Origin of the sequence: Arthrobacter sp. ov118, assembly GCF_900116495.1 — a bacterium.
Lineage (GTDB): Bacteria > Actinomycetota > Actinomycetes > Actinomycetales > Micrococcaceae > Arthrobacter.
This window is the reverse complement of sequence record NZ_FPAY01000004.1, coordinates 183068-201816: the sequence shown is the minus strand read 5'-3', so window position 1 is coordinate 201816 and position 18749 is coordinate 183068. Positions and strand designations below refer to the sequence as shown.

The window sequence follows — 18749 nt, the reverse complement described above, 5'->3', positions numbered from 1 at the left end:
TGTTCGGGTCGGGATCAGGAACTGCGGGTCAGCTGGTGCACGTGGTCGTACTGGACGGCGTGCCGCACCGGTGCGTTGGGGGCGCCGTAGCCGTCGTAGGCGCCGCGGCGTTCCACCATTTCGAAGAACACGCTGCCTACCGTGGCAGTGTAGAAATGCAGGAATTCGCCGTCGGCGTCGCGGTCGTAGAGCAGGTTGAGCTCGCGGAGCGTGGCCAAAAAGTCCGGGTCCAGCGCGAACCGGGCATCGAGGTCCTCGTAGTAGTTCGCCGGGATCTGCAGGAAATCCAGGCCGCGGTCCCGTGCGGCCGTGGCCGTAGCCACGAGGTCATCCACCGCGAACGCGACGTGCTCCTGGTACGTGCGGCGGTGCCCGGTGCCGTCGGCGGGTCCTTCCTGCTGCAGCAGCGGCGCCAGGTTCAGCACCAGGCGCACACCCCGGTCCTCGGTGAGCATCACCTGGGAGCGGACCAGTCCGGTGGGGCTGGCCACCTCGGCATACGGCTGCGGTTCCAGCGCGAGGGCGCTGGTGTAGAACAGCACCGCCTCGTCAAAGTGCTGCCACGGCTGGGCCAGGTTGACGTGGTCGATCACCGCGCCGGCGCCGGCCCCGGTACCAGGATTTGGCAGTCCCGTACCGGATTCGCCGGGCCCGCCAAATCCGGGCTCGCCGAATTCATCCACCCAAGCCGCCGTGCCGTCCGGGCTGCCCTGGCATAGGAAGATCTCGGTGGAGTCCGGCGCGGCGAAGCCCTGGAAGACTTCCTCGTTGGCCTGGCTCTTGCGCGGCACTGCGGGGGCCTTGAGCTGCTGGGCGCGGGCGGCGGCGATGACGGGAGAGTCCACGTCGAAGCCCAGCGCCGAAATGGCGGCGTCTGTGGGTGATGTCTGGCCCGCGGTGCCGGGAACAGCGGCCCCGGCGGTTGCTGCTGTGCCGAAGGCGGCGGGCTCTTCGTTGATGACCACGCGGGCGTGGCCCATGGTCCACAGCTGCACGTTTTTGGTCCGGTGGTGCCCGTTGAACGCGAATCCCAGCTGGCTGAGGAGGGTTTCCAGGCCGGCGGTGTCCCCGGCCCGGACCTCGGCGAAGTTGAAACCGGCGGGCTCTGCCACCCGGGGCAGCGTGGCGAGCTCCATCGGGTAGCGGCGCCGGGCGCCGACGCCGGTCGGCGCACCCGCCGCACTGCCGGTCACGGGTGCCGGGTTTGCTTGGAGCCATTTGGCGCTCTGCTCTTCGAGCCAGATCAGCGACCGCATGGCGTCAACGGCCGTCCGTTCGACGTCGGATTGGCGGAAGACGTCGTTGAACACCTCCAGCGACACCGGTCCGGTGTAGCCGGCGCGGACCACATGGCCCATGAACTTGGCTAGATCGAACTGCCCCTCGCCCGGGAAGACCCGGTAATGCCGGCTCCAGGACAGCACGTCCATCGACAGCTTGGGCGCGTCGGCCACCTGGACGAAGAAGATCTTCTCCGGGTTGAAGGCCTCGATCGGCGCGGTGTCCCAGTCGCGGGAGAGGATGTGGAAGGAGTCCAGGCAGGTGCCGAGATTGGGGTGGTCCACGGCTTCCACCAAACGGTGGGCATGTTCGTAGTCGTTGACGTACTTGCCCCAGGCCAGGGCCTCGTAGGCGACCTTGACGCCGTGGTCCCCCGCGAGGCCTGCAAGCCGGGAGAGCTGCTCGGCCCGGAGCCCGTCGTCGTCGATCGTGGCCGTGCCCACGTTGGAGCAGAGCAGCATGGTGTCCATGCCCAGCCGGGACATGAGCCGGAACTTGGCGTCCGCGCGGCGCAGGTTGGCCCCGAGCACGTCCTCGTCAACGCTGTCGAAGTCGCGGAACGGCTGGTAGAGGTCCAGGGTGAGTCCCAGGTCGGCGGCCAGTTTCCGGACGTCCTCCGGGCTGAGCGGGGATGTGACGAGGTCCTGCTCGAAGATTTCAATCCCGTCGAAGCCGGCCACGGCGCAGGCCTGCATTTTTTCCCGCAGGGTGCCGGCGAGGCAGACGGTGGCGATTCCGGTGCGCATCAGGCGGCCACTTCTTCCGCGGCCACGAGTTCCAGGAAGTGGGAGCGCATGCGGTCGGCGTCGGCCTGGCGCCCGGTGAAGATCCGGAAAGCGTCCGCCGCCTGGCCCACGGCCATCCGGCCGCCGTCGAGCACGTCGCAGCCCTTGGCGCGCGCCTCGCGGACCAGCTCGGTTTCGATCGGCCGGTACACGATGTCGGCCACCCAGTGCCGGGACTCCACGAGGGACATGTCCAGCGGAACACCCGGGTGGGCGGCCATGCCCACGGGGGTGCAGTGCACCAGGCCGTCGGCCAGCGGCATAAGCCGCGGCAGCTCCGCCGTCGTCCGGGCGGTGACGGTCCGGTCCGGGAAGAATCCGGCGAGTTCGGCAGCCCGGGCGGCGCAGCGTGCCGCGTCGGTGTCCACGAGGTCCAGTTCGCGGACTCCTGCGGTGAGCAAGGCGTAGGCGACGGCGGAACCGGCGCCGCCGGCACCCAGCTGCACCACGCGGTCCAGGGTGGCACCGGGGAGCCCGGAGGCCAGCGCCGCCGCGAAGCCGGAAAAGTCAGTGTTGTGGCCGAAGAAGCGGCCGTCGCGGATCACCACGGTGTTGACAGCGCCCAGGCGCCGGGCGTCCGGGGAAACCTCGTCGAGATAATCCAGGACGAGCTGCTTGCAGGGGTGCGTGATGTTCAGTCCGTTGAAGCCGAGGCTCCGGGCGCCGGACAGAAGTTCCCCCACGGCCTGGCCCGGCAGGCCGAGTTCGGTGAGGTCGATGGGGCGGTAAAGGTACCGGAGGCCCTGCACGTCCCCTTCCCGTTCATGCATATAGGGCGTGAGGGAGGGCGTGACGCCGTCTCCTACCAGGCCCACGAGGAAGGACTCTGCTCGATTGCTCATCCGGTTAGCTCCTTTGACAACGGCACTCGGCGGACGGTGACGCTTGCGGCGTCTGCGGCGGACCGGGTGATAGGGATTACAGTACAGATTTTGTTCACATATTGCACTACTGTTCGAATCACGAACATATTGTTATAGGCGCGGGCGGGTCGTCACCGCTGGGGCAGCCGGGCAGACAGCTCCGCGGCCGCTGCCTGAAGCAATGGCACGAGGGCCACCAGGGACTCCATACTCAAGCGGAACACCGGAACCGCCGTGGCCAGCGAGGCGAAGGCGTGCCCTTGGGCATTGAAGACCGGGACGGCGACGGCGCGCATGCCGAGCTCGTTTTCCTCGTCCATGGTGGCGTAGCCCTGGCGCCGGACCTGCTCGATTTCCGCCCGGAAAGCCGCGCGGTCCGTGATGGAGAGTGCCGTCAGCGGTTCCAGGGGCAGCTCGTCGACGAGCTGGGCGCGGGTGGGGTCATCGGCGAACGCCACCAGGGCCTTGCCCACGGAGGTGGTGTGCAGGGCCCCGAGATGCCCGGGGTCGCTCGTGACCCGGAAGGTCTGCGGGCCATCCACCTTGTTCACGGTCAGATGGTGGATGCCGTCCCGGACGGAGAGGATGGTCGCCTCGCCCGTTTCCTCGGTGACTCGCCGCAGGATGGGCAGAGCCGTACCCGCGAAGCCGTGGTGGTTGGAGACGCGCTGGCCCAGCTGGAAGACCCGCAGGCCCAAGTGGTAGCGGCGGCCGTCCGGCTCATAGTCCACGAAGCCGTCCCGCGTCAGGGAGCCGAGCAGGCGGTACGTGGTGCTGAACGGCAGATCCGCCCGGCGGGAGATCTCGGCGGCACTGGCGCCGCGCGGTTCGTCGCCCAGAAGAACCAGCAGGCCCAGCGCCTTGCCCACCATGTCCGTCCGCGAGTCCTCCCTGGTGGCCTTGGCGGGCTTCGAAGGGGCATCCGAAGGAGATCCGGAAGTGCCAGAGACATCTGTGTCTTGATTCACACTCATGCATTCATGTTGCCACATAGTGAGAGCTATTTCTAGATGGTGATTATTTTTCTTGACAAGTGACTGCGCTCACAGCCATGATTGCTGTATCGCACAAGTAGCTTCCACCATGTGGCTACTAGTCCGGGTCTATCCACGGACTTCCGGTTGCACCACACTTGAACAAACGGCAGCCGAAAACCTTCCTGATCCATCCGCGACAACGTCGTCACACCAAAGGAACACCATGAGCCACACTGTCCCGTCCACGACGGCGGGTATAACAACAGGAGGGACGCCGAAGAAGGCGGCCCTTGCCAGCTTCCTGGGCAGCGCCGTCGAATACTACGACTTCTTCATCTTCGGTTCCGCAGCGGCGCTGATCTTCCCGCACGTCTTCTTCCCGGACGCGGACACCAACGCGGCCATCATGTCGTTCGCGACCTTCGGCTTCGCCTACGTGGCCCGTCCGGTCGGCGCCGTCATCCTCGGCCACTTCGGCGACAGGGTTGGCCGCCGGAAGGTCCTCATGTTCACGCTGCTGCTGATGGGTGCATCCACCTTCGTCATCGGCTGCCTTCCGGACTTCAATACGGTCGGCTGGTGGGCTCCGGCACTGCTGGTGCTGGCACGGCTCTGCCAGGGCCTGTCCGCAGCCGGCGAGCAGGCGGGCGCGTCCTCGATGACGCTCGAGCACGCCCCCGACGGCCGCCGCTCCTTCTTCACCTCATGGACCCTGACCGGCACGCAGGGCGGCCAGATCCTCGCGGCCCTCGTCTTCATTCCCGTCCTGGCCCTGCCTGACGAGATCAAGTACACCATCGGTTGGCGCATCCCGTTCTGGCTCAGCGCCGTGGTGGTGCTGATCGCGTTCTTCATCCGCCGCACCCTGCACGAGCCGCCGGCGTTCGAGGAAGCCCAGAAGACCAAGCAGATCTCCAAGCTTCCCGTTGCCGACCTCCTCAAGGGCCACTGGCGCGATGTCCTGCGCGTCATTGCCTGCGCCTTCATCGCCGCCGTGTCCACGGTCTTTGGCACCCTGGCCATCAGTTACGCCAAGAACGTCGCCGGTGTGGACGGCACCACCACCCTCTGGCTCGTCGTCGGCGCCAACTTCCTGGCCTTGGGCACCCAGCCGCTCTTCGGCATGCTCGCGGATAAGATCGGCCGCAAGCCGGTGTTCATCTACGGCGCCCTGTCCAGCGCAGTCCTGACGCCGGTCTTCCTGCTCAGCCTTGAGTCCGGCAGCGTCCCGCTGATGTTCCTGGCAGCCATCGCGTTCTTCTCCTTCGGCTACGCGGCAGCAAACGCGGTCTGGCCCTCCTTCTACGCCGAGATGTTCAGCACCAATGTCCGCTTCTCCGGCCTCGCAATTGGCACCCAGCTGGGCTTCCTGATGGCCGGGTTCGCCCCGGCGATCGTCGCGGCCATGGGCGGCATCCAGTCCGGCGGCTGGGTCCAGATCTCCATCTTCACGGCCATCATCTGCCTGATCGCCACCATCTCGGCACTGACGGCCAAGGAAACCTTCCGCGTCCCCACCCGGGAGCTCGGGGTTAAGTAGTCCCGCTCAAGGAGCCCCGCCGCAGCACTCCTGCCCGGTTGCCCCCGGCCGCAGCACCGGAAGCCCGGCGTGTCCACGCGACACGCCGGGCTTTTGCGTGTTCCGTGTTGGGGCCCCGGAAAGCAACCGGGCGGGAGCGTCTGAACCGGGCGGGTTCGCGGCCTAGGGCTTTGCCGCCAGCACCGCGGCGAGATCGAACTTCACCGGCTCCTCGAGCTGGTCATAGGTGCAGGAAAGTGGGTCCCGGTCCGGGCGCCAGCGCACGAACTGCGTGGTGTGGCGGAACCGTTCGCCTTCCATGTGGTCGTACTTGACCTCCACCACGCGTTCGGGCCGCAGCGGGGTGAAGGACAGGTCCTTGCCGCCGCTCCAGCGGCTGCCTTCGGCATTCCGCGGCGTCCGCGTGCCCGCTTCCTGCTTGGCCCAGGCCCAGGGGTGCTGGTCGAACCCGGTGACCAGTTCCTGGAGCTCCTCGAAAAGCTCCTTGCGCCGAGCCATCGGGAAGGCGCCCACCACACCGACGCTGGCCAGCACCCCGGTGTCGTCGTACAGCCCCAGCAACAGCGAACCGATCCGGTCCGCTCCGGAGGTGTGCACGCGGTAACCGGCCAGCACACAGTCGGCGGTTCGCTCGTGCTTGACCTTGACCATCGCGCGCTTGTCCGGCTGGTAGGCGCCGTCCAGCCGCTTGGCCACGATGCCGTCGAGCCCGGCACCCTCGAACTGCCGGAACCAGCGCTGCGCCGTCCCGCGGTCCGGCGTGGCGGCTGTCAGATGGATCGGGGCCGCAGCAGAAGCGAGGGCGCGTTCGAGCGCCCGGCGGCGCGCGGCGAAGGGCTGCCCCGTCAGATCCTCGTCACCGAGGGCCAGCAGGTCGAAGGCCACGAAGCGCGCCGGCGTCTGTTCGGCCAGCAGCCGTACTCTGCTGGCCGCCGGGTGGATCCGCTGCTGCAGCGCATCGAAGTCGAGCCTGTCGCCGGAAGCTGCGACCAGGACGATCTCGCCGTCCACCACACAGCGCTCCGGCAGCTCCGCTTTGAGGGACTCGACGAGCTCGGGGAAATAGCGCGTCATCGGTTTGCCGTTCCGGCTCCCGATCTCCACTTCGTCACCGTCGCGGAAGATGATGGAGCGGAAGCCATCCCACTTGGGCTCGAAGAGCCACCCCGCCCCGCCGTCAGGCTCCGGCAGTGCCGGGAGGGCCTTGGCCAGCATGGGCGGGATCGGAGGCATCAGCGGCAGTCGCATAGCGCCCATTCTTGCGCCGCGGACGGCGCACCGCCAGTCCCGCGGGCGGATTCCTCGACACACCCGCCCCGCCACGGTAGACATTAACGATGGCTACCATCGGGTTCCACGCATCGCATGAACAGATCAGCCCCGGCCGCCTCCTCACGGATGTGCAGCTGGCCGAGCAGGCCGGCTTCGATGCCGCCATGTGCTCGGACCACATCGAGCCCTGGTCCGCCCGGCAGGGCCATTCCGGATTCGCGTGGTCCTGGCTCGGCGCGGCACTGGCAACCACCGGGCTGCGGTTCGGCGTGGTGACGGCACCGGGACAGCGCTACCACCCGGCCATCATCGCGCACGCCTCGGCCACCCTTGCGGACATGTTTCCCGGGCGTTTCTGGCTGGCGCCGGGCAGCGGGGAATTCATGAACGAGCACGTCACCGGGGAGCCGTGGCCGCCCAAGGAGACGCGACAGCGGCGGCTTGAGGAGTGCGTCGACATTATCCGCCGGCTCCACGCCGGCGAGGAAGTGACCCACCACGGGCTCGTCACGGCGGAGCGAGCCAGGCTCTGGGACGTTCCGGAGACCAAGCCGCCGCTGATTGCTCCGGCGGTGAGCGTCGAGACAGCGCGCCGGGCCGCGGCGTGGGCGGACGGGCTGGTCACCGTGAATCAACCCCGGGTTAAGCTGCAGGAGATGCTGGCGGCGTACCGGGATGCCGGCGGCCGCGGAAGGGCGGTCCTCCAGGTCCATCTGTCCTGGGCACCCACCGAGCAGGACGCCGTCGCGATCGCCATGGACCAATGGCGCACCAACGTCTTTGCGCCGCCGATCCCGTGGGATCTGCCCACGGCCGCCCATTTCGACGGGGTAAGCGCTGGAGTGACTGAGGACCAGGTGCGGGCGGCTGTCAATGTCTCGGCTCATCTACAAGAGCATGCCGAATGGCTTGCAGGCTACTTGGAGCTCGGGTTCGAGGAGCTGTACCTCCACTTCGTCGGGCAGGACCAGGAGCCGTTCATCGGCGCGTTCGCCGAGCACGTCCTCCCCGAACTCCGAACGGCCGCCCCGGCCGGGACCGAAAGCGTGGGTGCAGTGTGAGGATTGCAGAGACTTCCGACCTCTGGTGGAAAAACGCGGTGATCTACTGCCTTGACCCGGAAACGTTTCTGGACGGCGACGGCGATGGCACCGGTGATTTCGGTGGCCTGATCCAGCGCGTGGACTACCTCGCGGCCCTCGGCGTCACGTGCATCTGGCTCATGCCCTTCTATCCCTCCCCGGACCGCGACGACGGCTACGACGTCACCGACATGTACGGTGTGGATCCGCGGCTTGGCAACCTCGGCGACCTCGTGGAATTCATCCGCACGGCCAATGACCGCGGCATCAGGGTGATCGCGGACTTCGTCATCAACCACACGTCCGACCGGCACCCGTGGTTTGTCCAGGCGCGGAAGTCCGTGGACAACCCGTACCGCGACTACTACGTCTGGCGGAAGGACACGCCGCCGGACACTTCGGACCAGGTGGTGTTTCCCGGCGAGGAAACGTCGATCTGGACGCAGGACAAGGCAACCGGCGAGTGGTTCCTGCACATGTTCTCCAAACACCAGCCGGACCTGAATGTCATGAATCCAAAGGTGCGGGACGAGATCGCCAAGTCCATGGGCTTCTGGCTGCAGCTGGGCCTGGACGGCTTCCGGCTGGACGCCGTGCCCTTCTTTCTGGAACTGCTCGGCGAACCGAAGGACGAAGCGGCAAGAATTAATCCGCACGACTACCTCAGCGCCCTGCGCAGCTTCCTCAACCGCCGCCATGGCAGTGCCGTCCTCCTCGGCGAGGTCAACCTGCCCTACAAGGAGCAGCTGAAGTACTTCGGCGGGCAGACCGGCAACGAGTTGAACATGCAGTTCGACTTCCTCTCGATGCAGAACATGTACCTCTCGCTGGCCCGGCAGGACGCCCGCCCACTGGGGAAGACGCTCAGCGGCCGCCCGGCAATCAACCCCGACAACCAGTGGGCCATGTTCGTCCGCAACCACGACGAGCTCACCCTCGACAAACTCAGCGACTCGGAGCGCGCGGAGGTCTTTGCCGCGTTCGGTCCGGACCCGGACATGCAGATGTACGGCCGCGGGCTGCGCCGCCGGCTTCCGACCATGCTCGGCGGCGATCCGGCAAGGATCCGGATGGTCTATTCACTGATGTTCTCGCTTCCGGGCACCCCGGTGCTCTTCTACGGCGAGGAGATTGGAATGGGTGAAGACCTGCGGGCCAAGGGCCGTTCGGCGGTCCGCTCCCCCATGCAATGGGACGACACTAGGAACGGCGGCTTCTCGACCGCCCCGTCCAGTGACCTCGTGGCCCAGCCGGTGGAAGGGTACTTTGGGCCCAAGAACATCAACGCCGCCGCCGCGAAGCGGGATCCGGACTCGCTGTGGAACTTCATCGCCACCCTCATCCAGCGTTACCGGGAATGCCCCGAGCTCGGCTGGGGGCGGTTTGAACTTATCCAGCAGCCGTCCGCCCAGGTGCTGCTTCACCGCTGCACCTGGGACGGGTCGGTGGTGATCGTGGCCCACAACTTCGGCGCGGAGCCGGCGTCGGTGACTGCCAGCGCAGAATCGCCAGACGAACCGGAAAGCTCGTTCTCAGGCGCCGTGCTCCGGGACCTGCTCGGCGGCGAGGATCTCCCGCTCGCGGACGACGGCGGATTTGAAGTCCCGCTGGATCGCTACGGCTACCGGTGGTTCCGGATACAACGCCCGGCGGATCGCCATATTCCCTGAGCCGCACGCACGTTCGAGACCCGGAAACTCCGGCGCCGCCGAAAACTAACCCGTCCCTAACCATGCCGAAACGCGGCGGCAACATTGGCGCAGGACACTGGAAGGGCCGGCAAGAGCAGGCACCAGCTCCAGTTCGGGAGGCCCCGCCATGTTGAAGGAAGCCAAAGCCCATGTGACCCGTATCCGCGCCCTGGACCAGCTGCACCGCGGCGACGAGATCGAAGCCCGCCTCCGGGTGGGCCCGAATTACGACGACGTCGTGATCCGCCGCGGCAGCGTCCAGGAAACCGCCCCCGGAATCGGCGTCGTCTGGATCATGGACCGCCACAGCGGCATGCGCAAAGCCATCAACGCAGACGAATGCAGCGTCTGGCGCGTCGCCTGAGGCGTCAGCCGCCGGCCACGGACTGGATGATGAGGACCTCCTGGCCCGGCGCCACCGCAGTGACCAAGCCCTGCAGCCCCCGGATCTCATTGCCGTTGACGTATATATTCACGTAACGGCGAACGGTTCCGGTTTCATCCCGCAACCGCCGCGAAAGCGCCGGATAGTCCCCGGTCACCCTATCCAGCAACCACTCCACCGTCACCGCTTTCTCGGCGGGCGCAGTCAGGATGGACTGCCCGCCGGCAAGCGGTTGGAGGACACTGGGCAGTACAACGGTGATCGGCGCCTCCACCGGTACGGACATGGCCGCCGTCATCGCCTATCCGGCAACAGGGCAGCCGGGACTGCGGCGGCCCGCACGCAAAGCACGTCCGGCAGATGCGAGGCCACCTCGCTGAAGTGGTCCCCCTCGTCCGGGCTGGCATAGACACAGCCGCCCCGGGTCCCAAAGTAGACGCCGGCCGGTTCCGCCGCATCGACGCACGCGGCATCGCGCAGGACGGCGTTGTACTCAGGCTCCGGAAGCCCGGCGTCGAGCCGCGTCCAGCTCGCTCCGGCGTCGCCGGTCCGGTGCACCGCGAGCTTCCCGTCCGGCGGGATACGCTCGCCGTCAGCTTTCAGCGGGATCACCCAGGCCGTACCGGCCCGACGCGGATGCGTCATCATCACAAAGCCAAAGTCCGCCGGCAGCCCTTCGGCGATCGACTCCCAGGACTCGGCGTCGTCGTCGCTGCGGTACACCCCGTGGTGGTTCTGCGCGTACAGCCTGCCGTCGACGGCGGCGTCGGCGGCGATCTTGTGGACGCACTGGCCAAATTCCGGATTCGGATCGGGCATGAAGTAGGCGGAAATCCCCTTATTGCGCGGTTCCCAGGAGCCTCCGCCGTCGAGCGAGCGGTAAACCCCTCCCGTGCTCATGGCAACGTGGACTTTCTCCCCTGTGGGGTCAACGACGATCGAGTGCGCCGCGGCGCCGCCGTAGCCGGCACCCCATTCACCGCGGTGCGGGTGGTCCCAAAGGCCGCGGTTGAGCTCGAAGTGCTCGCCGCCGTCGGTCGACTTCCAGACCGAGATCGGCTCGCAGCCGGCCCACACGACCCCCGGACGGGACTCGGCGTCGGGGTAGATCTGCCAGATCCGTTCCAGGGCGGCGTCGGTGCCGTCGGGGAACGAGATGGCACCGTTTTCGGGTTCGGTCCACGTTCGGCCCAGGTCATCGGAATGGAAAACGGTGGGACCCCAATGCTCGGAGCGTACCCCCACCATGATCCGGGTCCGGCCCTCGCGGGTGTCGATGCCGATGCTGGGCACTTCGCTCATCAGAAAATGCGGCCCTGACAGCGACCACTCCTTCCGGTCCGGGCTGGTCGCCAGCCAAAGGCCCTTCTTGGTCCCGATCGCCAGGACATAACTCTCTGCAGTAGCCATGACCCCCATGCAACCACCCGTGCCGGATGGCCGCAATGGTTTTCTTGGGCTGCCGTCAGTCGACGAACTCCGATTGCGTCTCGATGAAATCCCAGTCGGCGGCCGTCAAGGCGGCGCCGCCGGGCGCCCGCTCGGGACCTGGGCCGCCCGCATCGGCGATACCCCGAAGCACGGACTCGGGCAGTTCGGCGGCCCGGAGGTTTTCCCGGAGCCATTCTTTACTCGCCAAATCCAGATCCAGCCACCACATGTAGATCTCCACGGCGGCCACCTCCTCCTGTGTCCTTCAACCGTAGGCCCCTGTCCCCGGGGTGTTCAAGGGATGCCGCGGCCAACGCCCGCGCAACGTCCCCAGCCGCCGGAGCGGAACGGAAAGCCCCTGTTCAACGCGGCTGTCCGGCGCCAGAATGAAGTATGTCTGACGAGTCGGTCACCGGCCAGCGGCCCCTAGTGGTAGGGGTGCTTCCCGGGCAGCATCCGGAGGTGCTGCAGACCGCGGCATCGCTTGCGAAGCGCCTCGCTGCGCCGATGATCTGCGTGCATGTCGACGAGGCGAGCTACCTGGTGGAATGGGACCCAGCACGGACCGCGCACCGCTCGTCCCTGCATCGGGATGCCGATGACGCCGAGGTCCGGGCGACCACCCGGAAGCTGCGGTCCAGCATCGGCGCAACCTGCGACAGCATGGCGGTCGAGTGGACCCTGCGCACGCTGCCGGGCGACCCGGCCCGGGCGATCGGCAGGCTGGCGGCTGAGGCTGACGCGCTCATGATCGTCGTGGGGACCCCCGAGCGCGGGGTCGGCCACCGCATTTCCGCGGCACTCAACGGCTCAGTCGCGGCATGGCTCAGTCACCATCAGGAGCGTCCGGTCCTGATCGTGCCGGTGGTGGAAAAGTAAAGCGAAAGTAGTTATTCGGGGTGCTGGCGTTATCCCGCCACTGCCGACTAAGCTCGATGTGTAGGCGGGATGAACCGCCTACCCCATAGCTGCTCCGGAGTGCGTATCCCCCAATAACGCACTCCGGAGCTGTTTTATTTTCTGCCTGTTGCCAGATACCCCTAGGGGGTATAGGTTGGGGACATGAGCGAGTCCGAAATTCCCGGCACGGCCGGTCTGGGGTCCCATGAGCAGCACGGCTACACCGCCAACAAAGAGGCGTACCTGCGCAGGCTCAAGCGGATCGAAGGCCAGGTGCGCGGCATTGCCCGGATGGTCGACGAGGACAAATACTGCATCGACATCCTCACCCAGGTGGCCGCGGTCACCAAGGCCCTGCATGCCGTGAGCCTGGGGCTCGTGGAAGAGCATATCGGCCACTGCGTGGTCGGCGCCGCCGCGGAGCCTGATCCCGGCTTGCGGGCCGACGCCATCGATTTCAAGGTCAAAGAGGCCACCGAGGCCATCGGTCGACTCCTGCGCTAGAACCTGCACGTCAACCACTCCCCGGGCCCGGAACCACCGAGCGCCCCCACCGACAAGGAGCACGCCATGAGCACTGTTTCCACCACCGTCAACGTATCCGGCATGACCTGCGGCCACTGCGTGTCCTCCGTCAGCGAAGAACTTGAGGCGCTCTCCGGCGTCGAAAAGGTCGACGTGGACCTCAACGCCGGCGGCATCTCCACCGTCACCATCACGTCCAGCGAAGCCCTGTCATCCTCCGAGATCGGCGAGGCGGTCGCTGAAGCCGGCTACCTCGTGGTCGCCACCGAAGCCTGAGTGCCCCACGCTGAGCGGCCGCCGCGCAGCGAAGAACTTTAGGGAACAAGCCGGGGCAGGACACGCGGTGAGTAAGGAACGCACAGTGAGTCGGGAAGGAACCGTGAGTAACGAGCAGTTGCTGGGCCAGGCCGGACGCCGCGTCCTCGACCTCGACATCGAAGGCATGACGTGCGCTTCCTGCGTCAACCGGGTCGAACGCAAGCTCGGAAAGCTCGACGGCGTCGACGCCACCGTCAACCTGCCACTTGAGTCCGCCCACGTCACCGTCCCGGCAAACATCAGTGACGAGCAAATCACCGCCACGGTTGCGGCGGCCGGCTACAAGGCCACCATCCGGGCTCCACTGCACCCGGACACGCTCCACTCGGACACACCACACCAACCCGTCAGCACTGAACCGGAGGGTGTCTCCGGTGGAGCCGCACGTAATGAACCAAAACCGTCGAACGCAGCGGCCAAACTCCGCCCGCGGCTCATCACGGCAGCCGCCCTCGCCGTTCCGGTAGTGGCGATCTCCATGTTCCCGGCCTTCCAGTTCCCCCACTGGGGCTGGGTGGTCGCCGTTCTCGCCCTGCCGGTGGTCGGCTGGGCGGCGTGGCCGTTCCACCGGGCCGCAGCCATCAACGCGCGGCACGGTGCCTCAACCATGGACACGCTGGTTTCGATTGGCGTGATCGCGGCCTATGCGTTCTCCACCGGGCAGCTCCTGGCGGACCCGCGCCTGACCGAATCCCCGGCCATGGAAGGCATGGGCTCCGGCGGCCTCTACTTCGAGGTCGCGGCCGTCGTCACCACTTTCCTGTTGCTGGGCCGCTATCTGGAGGCCGGTGCCAAGCGCAAGGCCGGCGATGCCCTCACGGCCCTGCTCAGCCTTGGCGCCAAGGACGCCACCGTGATGCGCAACGGCCGGGAACACAAGATCCCCGCCGGGCAGCTCGCCGTCGGAGACGAGATCGTTGTCCGGCCCGGTGAAAAGATCGCCACGGACGGCGTGGTCCTGGGCGGCTCCTCGGCCGTGGATGCCTCGCTTGTCACCGGAGAATCCGTGCCGGTGGAGGTCGGCCCGGGCAGCCAGGTCACCGGTGCCACCATCAACACCTCCGGCCGGCTCTTGGTTCGCGCCACACGCGTCGGTTCGGAAACGACCTTGGCGCAGATGGGCCGGCTCGTCTCCGCTGCTCAGACCGGGAAAGCCCCGATTGCCCGGCTCGCGGACCGGATCAGCGCCGTCTTCGTCCCGGTGGTCCTGGCGGTCGCGGCCCTCACCTTCGGAGCCTGGCTGCTGGCCGCCGGGCCTGCCCCCGGAGCCGACGGACTCCGGGCAGCATTCACCGCGGCCGTTGCCGTGCTGGTCATCGCGTGCCCCTGCGCCCTGGGCCTGGCCACGCCGGTGGGGCTGCTGACGGGGACCGGCCGCGGCGCCCAGCTCGGCATCCTCATCAAGGGACCGCAGATCCTTGAAGACACCCGGACTGTGGACACGATCCTGCTGGACAAGACCGGCACAGTCACCACGGGCAGGCTCGCCGTGGACGGCATCCAGGGCTTCGGAACATACAGCGAGGCTCAGGTCCTGCGCCTCGCCGGGGCCGTGGAAAACTCCTCCGAGCACCCCATCGCCCGCGCGATCGCCGCAGCGGCAGCCGAGGCGGCGATGGTGGGCGCAGGCCATAGGGGCGCAGGGCAGGCAAGCTTCGCGGGTATCGACGCCGTCGCCGGTTTCCGTTCCGCACCCGGCGGCGGAGTGCTGGGCACCGTCGACGGCCAGATCGTGGCCGCGGGCCGCACCGGCTGGCTGCAGGAGAACGGAATCACCCCGACTCCCGCGCAGCGGGAGGCGCTGGCCGCCGCCGAGGACACCGGTGCCACCGCGATCTGGGTTGCCGTGGACGGCGAACCCGCCGGAATCATCCGCCTGCGCGATTCCCTGAAGCCCGGCTCCAAGGCCGCCGTGGACCGGCTCCGCCGACTCGGGCTGCGGCCCATGCTCCTGACCGGCGACAACGCCGCGGTGGCCGCCCAAGTGGCTGCCGCCGTCGGGATCCGCCCCGAGGACGTCTTCGCCGGCGTGCTGCCGGAGGGCAAGGTTCAGGCCGTGCGCAGCCTGCAGGCGGCCGGTGCCACCGTGGCGATGGCCGGGGATGGCGTCAACGACGCCGCGGCGCTGGCCCAGGCAGACCTGGGCGTGGCCATGGGGTCCGGGACGGACGTCGCCATCGAAGCCGCCGACCTGACCGTCATGGGCAATGATCTGGGGCAGGTGGCCCAGGCAATTGAGCTCTCCCGGCGGACCCTGGCCACCATCAAGACCAACCTCTTCTGGGCCTTCTTCTACAACGCCGTGGGTATCCCGGTGGCGGCCCTGGGACTGCTAAACCCGATGATCGCCGGAGCCGCCATGGCGGCCAGCTCCGTGCTGGTGGTGGCCAACTCGCTGCGCCTGCGCAGCTTCGGCAAATAGGGCACCCCAGCCCGCCTACCAGTTCAGGATTGCAGGTTAGGCGGCGCCATACCGGACGGCCGCCCTTGCACGCGCCTTGGCAGCTTCCTCCGCCCGGTCCTTGGCCGGGGCGTGCGTCACCAGGGATTCGAGCAGGTGCTCGGTAGCGTGCGCGATCTCGTGCACAGCCCGGTTGAAGGCTTCCTCGTTGGCCTTGGACGGCTTGGTGGAGCCGCTGATCTTGCGCACGTACTGCAGCGCTGCGGCCTCCACCTCCGCCGACGTGGCGTGCGGCTCAAAATTATGCAGGGTCCGGATGTTGCGGCACATATCTCCACTGTAAGCTCTTCGCCGGTGGGGATGAAGGCCCGCGGCCGCTACGCCGGAACACCGGCCTGGCAGGGTCCTAGGGGACGCGTTCGACGTCGTTCGCTTGCTCAAGCGGTGCCTGCAGCGGAACCTGCAGGGGAGCCGGGAGTGCGGCGGCGCGGAGTCCGGCGACCGGCGGTTCGTCCGCCCGGAGTTCATCCGCGCGGACCAAAACGACGCCTCCGACGATCAGGAGGCCGCCCAGCAGCTGGATGGTCCCGGGCAGTTCGCCGAGCAGCAGCCACGCCCAGAGGACGGCAAAGAGCACTTCGGTCAGCGAGACGAAGGACGCCACCTTGGAGCCGAGTGCCCGCGCGGCGACAATGCCGGACACATACGCCACAACCGTCGCCAGGACCACCAGGCCGCCGAGGCAGACCCACCACGGGGTCATCCAGGGCCCCAGCCGGGTGTCCGCCGTGCTGAAGGCCATCGGCGCCAGCCCGGTGGCGGCCGCGAGCCACATCACCGCCGCACCGACCATCAGGCCGCCCGAGGCGAGGACAATCGGCGGAAGGGTGTCATTTTCCTTGGCCGTGATGAAGAAATAGATGGCAAGGCAAACAGCCGCCGCAATCCCCCACAGCACGCCGATCAGATCGATCTTCACGGCACCCGTGAGGTCCAGAACCAGGACCAGCCCGCCCAGCGACAGCAGCGTGCCGGCGATGGTCAGCGGGCGGGGGCGCTTCCGGCTCGCGGCCCAAAGCCAAAGCACAATGATCACGGGCGCGAGGTACTCCAGCAGGAGAGCGACGCCGACGGACAGCCGGGACACGGCGTTGAAGTAGAACAGCTGGCAGGCAGCCACCCCGATGACTCCGAAGAGCAGGACCGTCAGCCAGTTCTCCCTGAGCTGGTGCCAGCGTCCGCGCAATGCGGCGATGGCGGGAACCGCCAGGATCAGCGCGGCACCGGTGAGGCGGGCCGTGACGGCGGCACCGGGTGTCCAGCCCGTTTCCAGCAGCGCCTTGGCGAAGGAGCCCGAGAGGCCAAAGACGGCCGAGGAGAACAAGGCGACACCCAGGCCCGAGGCCATGAAACCGGACACCGCTCCGGCCCGCCCGGTGTCCCGAGTGCCCGGCATGGCCCCGCCCGGTTCCGAGCCGGGCCACGGGGCGGCAAGGTCTCGAACGGGGGCGGCGACGGGGCGGCGGACAGACACGGGCATTCTCCTGTCAGGAGTAAAGTAGGGTTATGGTCATGACATTACGCCCCGGCAAGGTAAGGAGTCAAGATGGTCTTTGCCCCTGACACGGAAGCTGCCCTGCGCTCCGTGGTCAACCTGATCAACACCGCGGCCAACGGCGAGGAGCACCTGGCCACCGCGAAGGACCTCGATGACTTCCTGGCGGCCGAGGGGTTCACCGGCTCGCGGACCCGGGACGAGGCCGAGTTGGCAAGCGTGCGGCGGCTGCGCAGCGAGCTCGCCGGCCTCTGGCTGGCGGAGGAGGCTCCAGCGGCAGAAACCGTGAACCGGTTGCTCCGCGAAGCCCGGGCGCTCCCCCAACTGGTCAAGCACGACCCCTGGGACTGGCACCTGCACGCCACGACGCCGGAAGCCCCGCTGGCCGACCGGATGAGCACGGAGGCGGCGATGGCGATAGTCGACGTGATCCGCAGCAAGGAAATGGACCGGCTGCTGGTGTGTGCCGCGGAAGACTGCGACGCCGTCGTGCTGGACCTGAGCCGCAACCGTTCGAAGCGCTACTGCGACACGGGAAACTGCGCCAACCGCGCACATGTGGCCGCGTACCGGGCCCGGAAGGCCGCGTCCTGACGCCGGCATCCTGACGACAGCGGCCGGCCGCTCACGCCGGCCGGCCGTACGTCTTAGTGGTAGGGCTCCGGATGAGGCCCCGCTCTTAGGCGGTGGGCCCGTTGTCGCCGGAATCGGCGTGGCCGGCAGCGTCGGGCCCGGGGGCAGACGGGCCGCCGTGGCCGGAGCTTCGCTTGGAACTGAGGTTGACACCGGAGCCCTTCCCCAGGTGCTCCGCGTTCTCCTTGTAGCTCATCGAGAGCATGGCCGCCACCACGAGAATCACGATGAAGGCGATCCCGGCACCGGTGAAGGCCAGATCGAAGCGGGGCGAGCGGGCGCTGCCGCCCGAGGCGAAGATCAGGACGCCGACGAAAACCACCACGGCCCAGAACGCGGAGAACATGAGCGGTCCCTTGACCGACGTCCGCAGGCTGCGGGGCGCTCCGGGTTTCTGCTGTGCCAAGGTGTATTCCTCCTGCAGCCTGTGCGCAAAAGCGCGGCTGTCTCTTTACCGCAATTGTTCTACGCCGGGTAGAACCTGTCGGTACTAGTTTACGGCCTCGCGGAATCGCCCCGAGCATCGTGCCGCAGGGTCAGCCCGGACAGCATCCACAGGACGCCGCTGATGATGGCACCGCCGCCGGCAACGCCGAGGAGTGCGTGCGGACCGAGGCCAATGAAGAACGGCAGCGCGACCGCCGTGCCCAGTCCGATCACGCCGGAGGCGATCCAGTCCCGGGCCAGGACGGAGCGGCCGCGGGCCAGGATGCCCGCGAACAGCTCCGCGGCACCGGCGACGCCGAGGCCCACGGCCGCGATGGCTCCGAAGACGAGGGGGCTGGGGATCAGGGCAACGGCGGCGCCGGCTCCGGCAAGGGCGGCCGCGCCGGCGGAGAGGATCCTGCCGGCACGTTCCTGCGGCCGGTATCCGGACTTCGTCACGGTCCAAATCAGTATCACCCCGGTGGCCAGGAGGTAGAGCCCCCCGGCCCAGCCCATGCCGGCCTCGGACGGCGCGGCCCAGAACACCGTCACTGCGCCGAAAACGAGCGCAACGCCGGCCCTGACCAGCACGGGCTTCCAAAGATCGGTGGCGGCGCGGAGGGCAGGGGTCGAGTCAGGCGCTGCGGGGAGAGTCACCCGACCAGTTTAGTGCGAAGCCGCCGC

20 protein-coding genes are annotated in these 18749 nt (G+C 67.8%); 9 read left to right on the top strand and 11 right to left on the bottom strand.

What is annotated here, in order from left to right:
* Positions 1 to 14: 14 nt before the first annotated feature.
* The 3 genes from BM372_RS10595 to BM372_RS10585 all read right to left on the bottom strand — a co-directional run bounded on the left by BM372_RS10595 (position 15) and on the right by BM372_RS10585 (position 3903).
* The gene (locus BM372_RS10595) at positions 15 to 2027 is read right to left on the bottom strand and encodes a bifunctional sugar phosphate isomerase/epimerase/4-hydroxyphenylpyruvate dioxygenase family protein (RefSeq protein WP_090954936.1); all 2013 of its coding nucleotides are present in this window, start codon (positions 2025 to 2027) and stop codon (positions 15 to 17) included.
* Complete coding sequence (locus tag BM372_RS10590; protein WP_090954934.1) at positions 2027 to 2908, bottom strand: shikimate dehydrogenase; 882 nt, start codon at positions 2906 to 2908, stop codon at positions 2027 to 2029. Before BM372_RS10590 ends, BM372_RS10595 begins: the two co-directional genes overlap by 1 nt.
* A gap of 152 nt (positions 2909 to 3060) precedes the next feature.
* A complete protein-coding gene (locus BM372_RS10585) occupies positions 3061 to 3903 on the bottom strand; it encodes an IclR family transcriptional regulator (protein ID WP_371261724.1) in 843 nt (280 codons plus the stop codon).
* 226 nt (positions 3904 to 4129) lie between these two features.
* Between BM372_RS10585 and BM372_RS10580 the strand changes: the two genes are divergently transcribed.
* Positions 4130 to 5446 (top strand): MFS transporter, encoded by a 1317-nt coding sequence (locus tag BM372_RS10580; protein WP_090954930.1) that lies wholly within the window; start codon positions 4130 to 4132, stop codon positions 5444 to 5446.
* A gap of 162 nt (positions 5447 to 5608) precedes the next feature.
* Here the strand turns inward: BM372_RS10580 and BM372_RS10575 are convergent, their stop codons facing one another.
* Entirely contained in the window at positions 5609 to 6694 is a 1086-nt protein-coding gene (locus tag BM372_RS10575; protein WP_090954927.1) for an ATP-dependent DNA ligase, read from the bottom strand.
* A gap of 89 nt (positions 6695 to 6783) precedes the next feature.
* Here BM372_RS10575 and BM372_RS10570 point away from each other — a divergent pair, with 89 nt between their 5' ends.
* The 3 genes from BM372_RS10570 to BM372_RS10560 all read left to right on the top strand — a co-directional run bounded on the left by BM372_RS10570 (position 6784) and on the right by BM372_RS10560 (position 9855).
* Positions 6784 to 7779, top strand: coding sequence for a TIGR03885 family FMN-dependent LLM class oxidoreductase (locus tag BM372_RS10570; protein WP_090954925.1), 996 nt, complete (start codon positions 6784 to 6786; stop codon positions 7777 to 7779).
* The gene (locus BM372_RS10565; RefSeq protein WP_090954923.1) at positions 7776 to 9470 is read left to right on the top strand and encodes an alpha-amylase family protein; all 1695 of its coding nucleotides are present in this window, start codon (positions 7776 to 7778) and stop codon (positions 9468 to 9470) included. The genes BM372_RS10570 and BM372_RS10565 overlap by 4 nt, the downstream gene beginning before the upstream one ends.
* 148 nt (positions 9471 to 9618) lie before the next feature.
* A complete protein-coding gene (locus BM372_RS10560; protein WP_090954921.1) occupies positions 9619 to 9855 on the top strand; it encodes a hypothetical protein in 237 nt (78 codons plus the stop codon).
* Between the two features lie 4 nt (positions 9856 to 9859).
* Here the strand turns inward: BM372_RS10560 and BM372_RS10555 are convergent, their stop codons facing one another.
* The 3 genes from BM372_RS10555 to BM372_RS10545 are packed head-to-tail and all read right to left on the bottom strand — an operon-like array spanning position 9860 to position 11548.
* A complete protein-coding gene (locus tag BM372_RS10555; protein WP_090955113.1) occupies positions 9860 to 10162 on the bottom strand; it encodes a MoaD/ThiS family protein in 303 nt (100 codons plus the stop codon).
* 8 nt (positions 10163 to 10170) lie between these two features.
* Positions 10171 to 11295, bottom strand: coding sequence for a WD40/YVTN/BNR-like repeat-containing protein (locus BM372_RS10550; RefSeq protein WP_090954919.1), 1125 nt, complete (start codon positions 11293 to 11295; stop codon positions 10171 to 10173).
* 46 nt (positions 11296 to 11341) lie between these two features.
* The gene (locus BM372_RS10545; RefSeq protein ID WP_090955111.1) at positions 11342 to 11548 is read right to left on the bottom strand and encodes a hypothetical protein; all 207 of its coding nucleotides are present in this window, start codon (positions 11546 to 11548) and stop codon (positions 11342 to 11344) included.
* A gap of 152 nt (positions 11549 to 11700) precedes the next feature.
* Here BM372_RS10545 and BM372_RS10540 point away from each other — a divergent pair, with 152 nt between their 5' ends.
* The 4 genes from BM372_RS10540 (at position 11701) to BM372_RS10525 (ending at position 15472) form a co-directional block, all read left to right on the top strand.
* A complete protein-coding gene (locus tag BM372_RS10540) occupies positions 11701 to 12186 on the top strand; it encodes a universal stress protein (RefSeq protein WP_090954916.1) in 486 nt (161 codons plus the stop codon).
* Positions 12187 to 12369: 183 nt separating this feature from the next.
* Complete coding sequence (locus BM372_RS10535; protein WP_090954914.1) at positions 12370 to 12711, top strand: metal-sensitive transcriptional regulator; 342 nt, start codon at positions 12370 to 12372, stop codon at positions 12709 to 12711.
* 66 nt (positions 12712 to 12777) lie between these two features.
* Positions 12778 to 13008, top strand: a complete 231-nt coding sequence (locus tag BM372_RS10530; protein ID WP_090954911.1) for a heavy-metal-associated domain-containing protein — start codon at positions 12778 to 12780, stop codon at positions 13006 to 13008.
* Between the two features lie 103 nt (positions 13009 to 13111).
* Positions 13112 to 15472 (top strand): heavy metal translocating P-type ATPase, encoded by a 2361-nt coding sequence (locus BM372_RS10525; protein WP_090954909.1) that lies wholly within the window; start codon positions 13112 to 13114, stop codon positions 15470 to 15472.
* 36 nt (positions 15473 to 15508) lie between these two features.
* Here BM372_RS10525 and BM372_RS10520 read toward each other — a convergent pair whose 3' ends face one another.
* The gene (locus BM372_RS10520; RefSeq protein ID WP_090954906.1) at positions 15509 to 15781 is read right to left on the bottom strand and encodes a DUF2277 domain-containing protein; all 273 of its coding nucleotides are present in this window, start codon (positions 15779 to 15781) and stop codon (positions 15509 to 15511) included.
* Positions 15782 to 15857: 76 nt separating this feature from the next.
* Complete coding sequence (locus tag BM372_RS10515) at positions 15858 to 16907, bottom strand: EamA family transporter (protein WP_090954904.1); 1050 nt, start codon at positions 16905 to 16907, stop codon at positions 15858 to 15860.
* A gap of 150 nt (positions 16908 to 17057) precedes the next feature.
* Between BM372_RS10515 and BM372_RS10510 the strand changes: the two genes are divergently transcribed.
* Positions 17058 to 17600 (top strand): CGNR zinc finger domain-containing protein, encoded by a 543-nt coding sequence (locus tag BM372_RS10510; protein ID WP_090954901.1) that lies wholly within the window; start codon positions 17058 to 17060, stop codon positions 17598 to 17600.
* A gap of 85 nt (positions 17601 to 17685) precedes the next feature.
* Here the strand turns inward: BM372_RS10510 and BM372_RS10505 are convergent, their stop codons facing one another.
* Both BM372_RS10505 and BM372_RS10500 read right to left on the bottom strand, forming a co-directional pair.
* On the bottom strand, positions 17686 to 18045 hold the full coding sequence (locus BM372_RS10505; protein ID WP_090954899.1) for a hypothetical protein: 360 nt from the start codon (positions 18043 to 18045) through the stop codon (positions 17686 to 17688).
* Positions 18046 to 18134: 89 nt separating this feature from the next.
* The gene (locus BM372_RS10500; RefSeq protein ID WP_177235959.1) at positions 18135 to 18722 is read right to left on the bottom strand and encodes a hypothetical protein; all 588 of its coding nucleotides are present in this window, start codon (positions 18720 to 18722) and stop codon (positions 18135 to 18137) included.
* Positions 18723 to 18749: the final 27 nt, after the last annotated feature.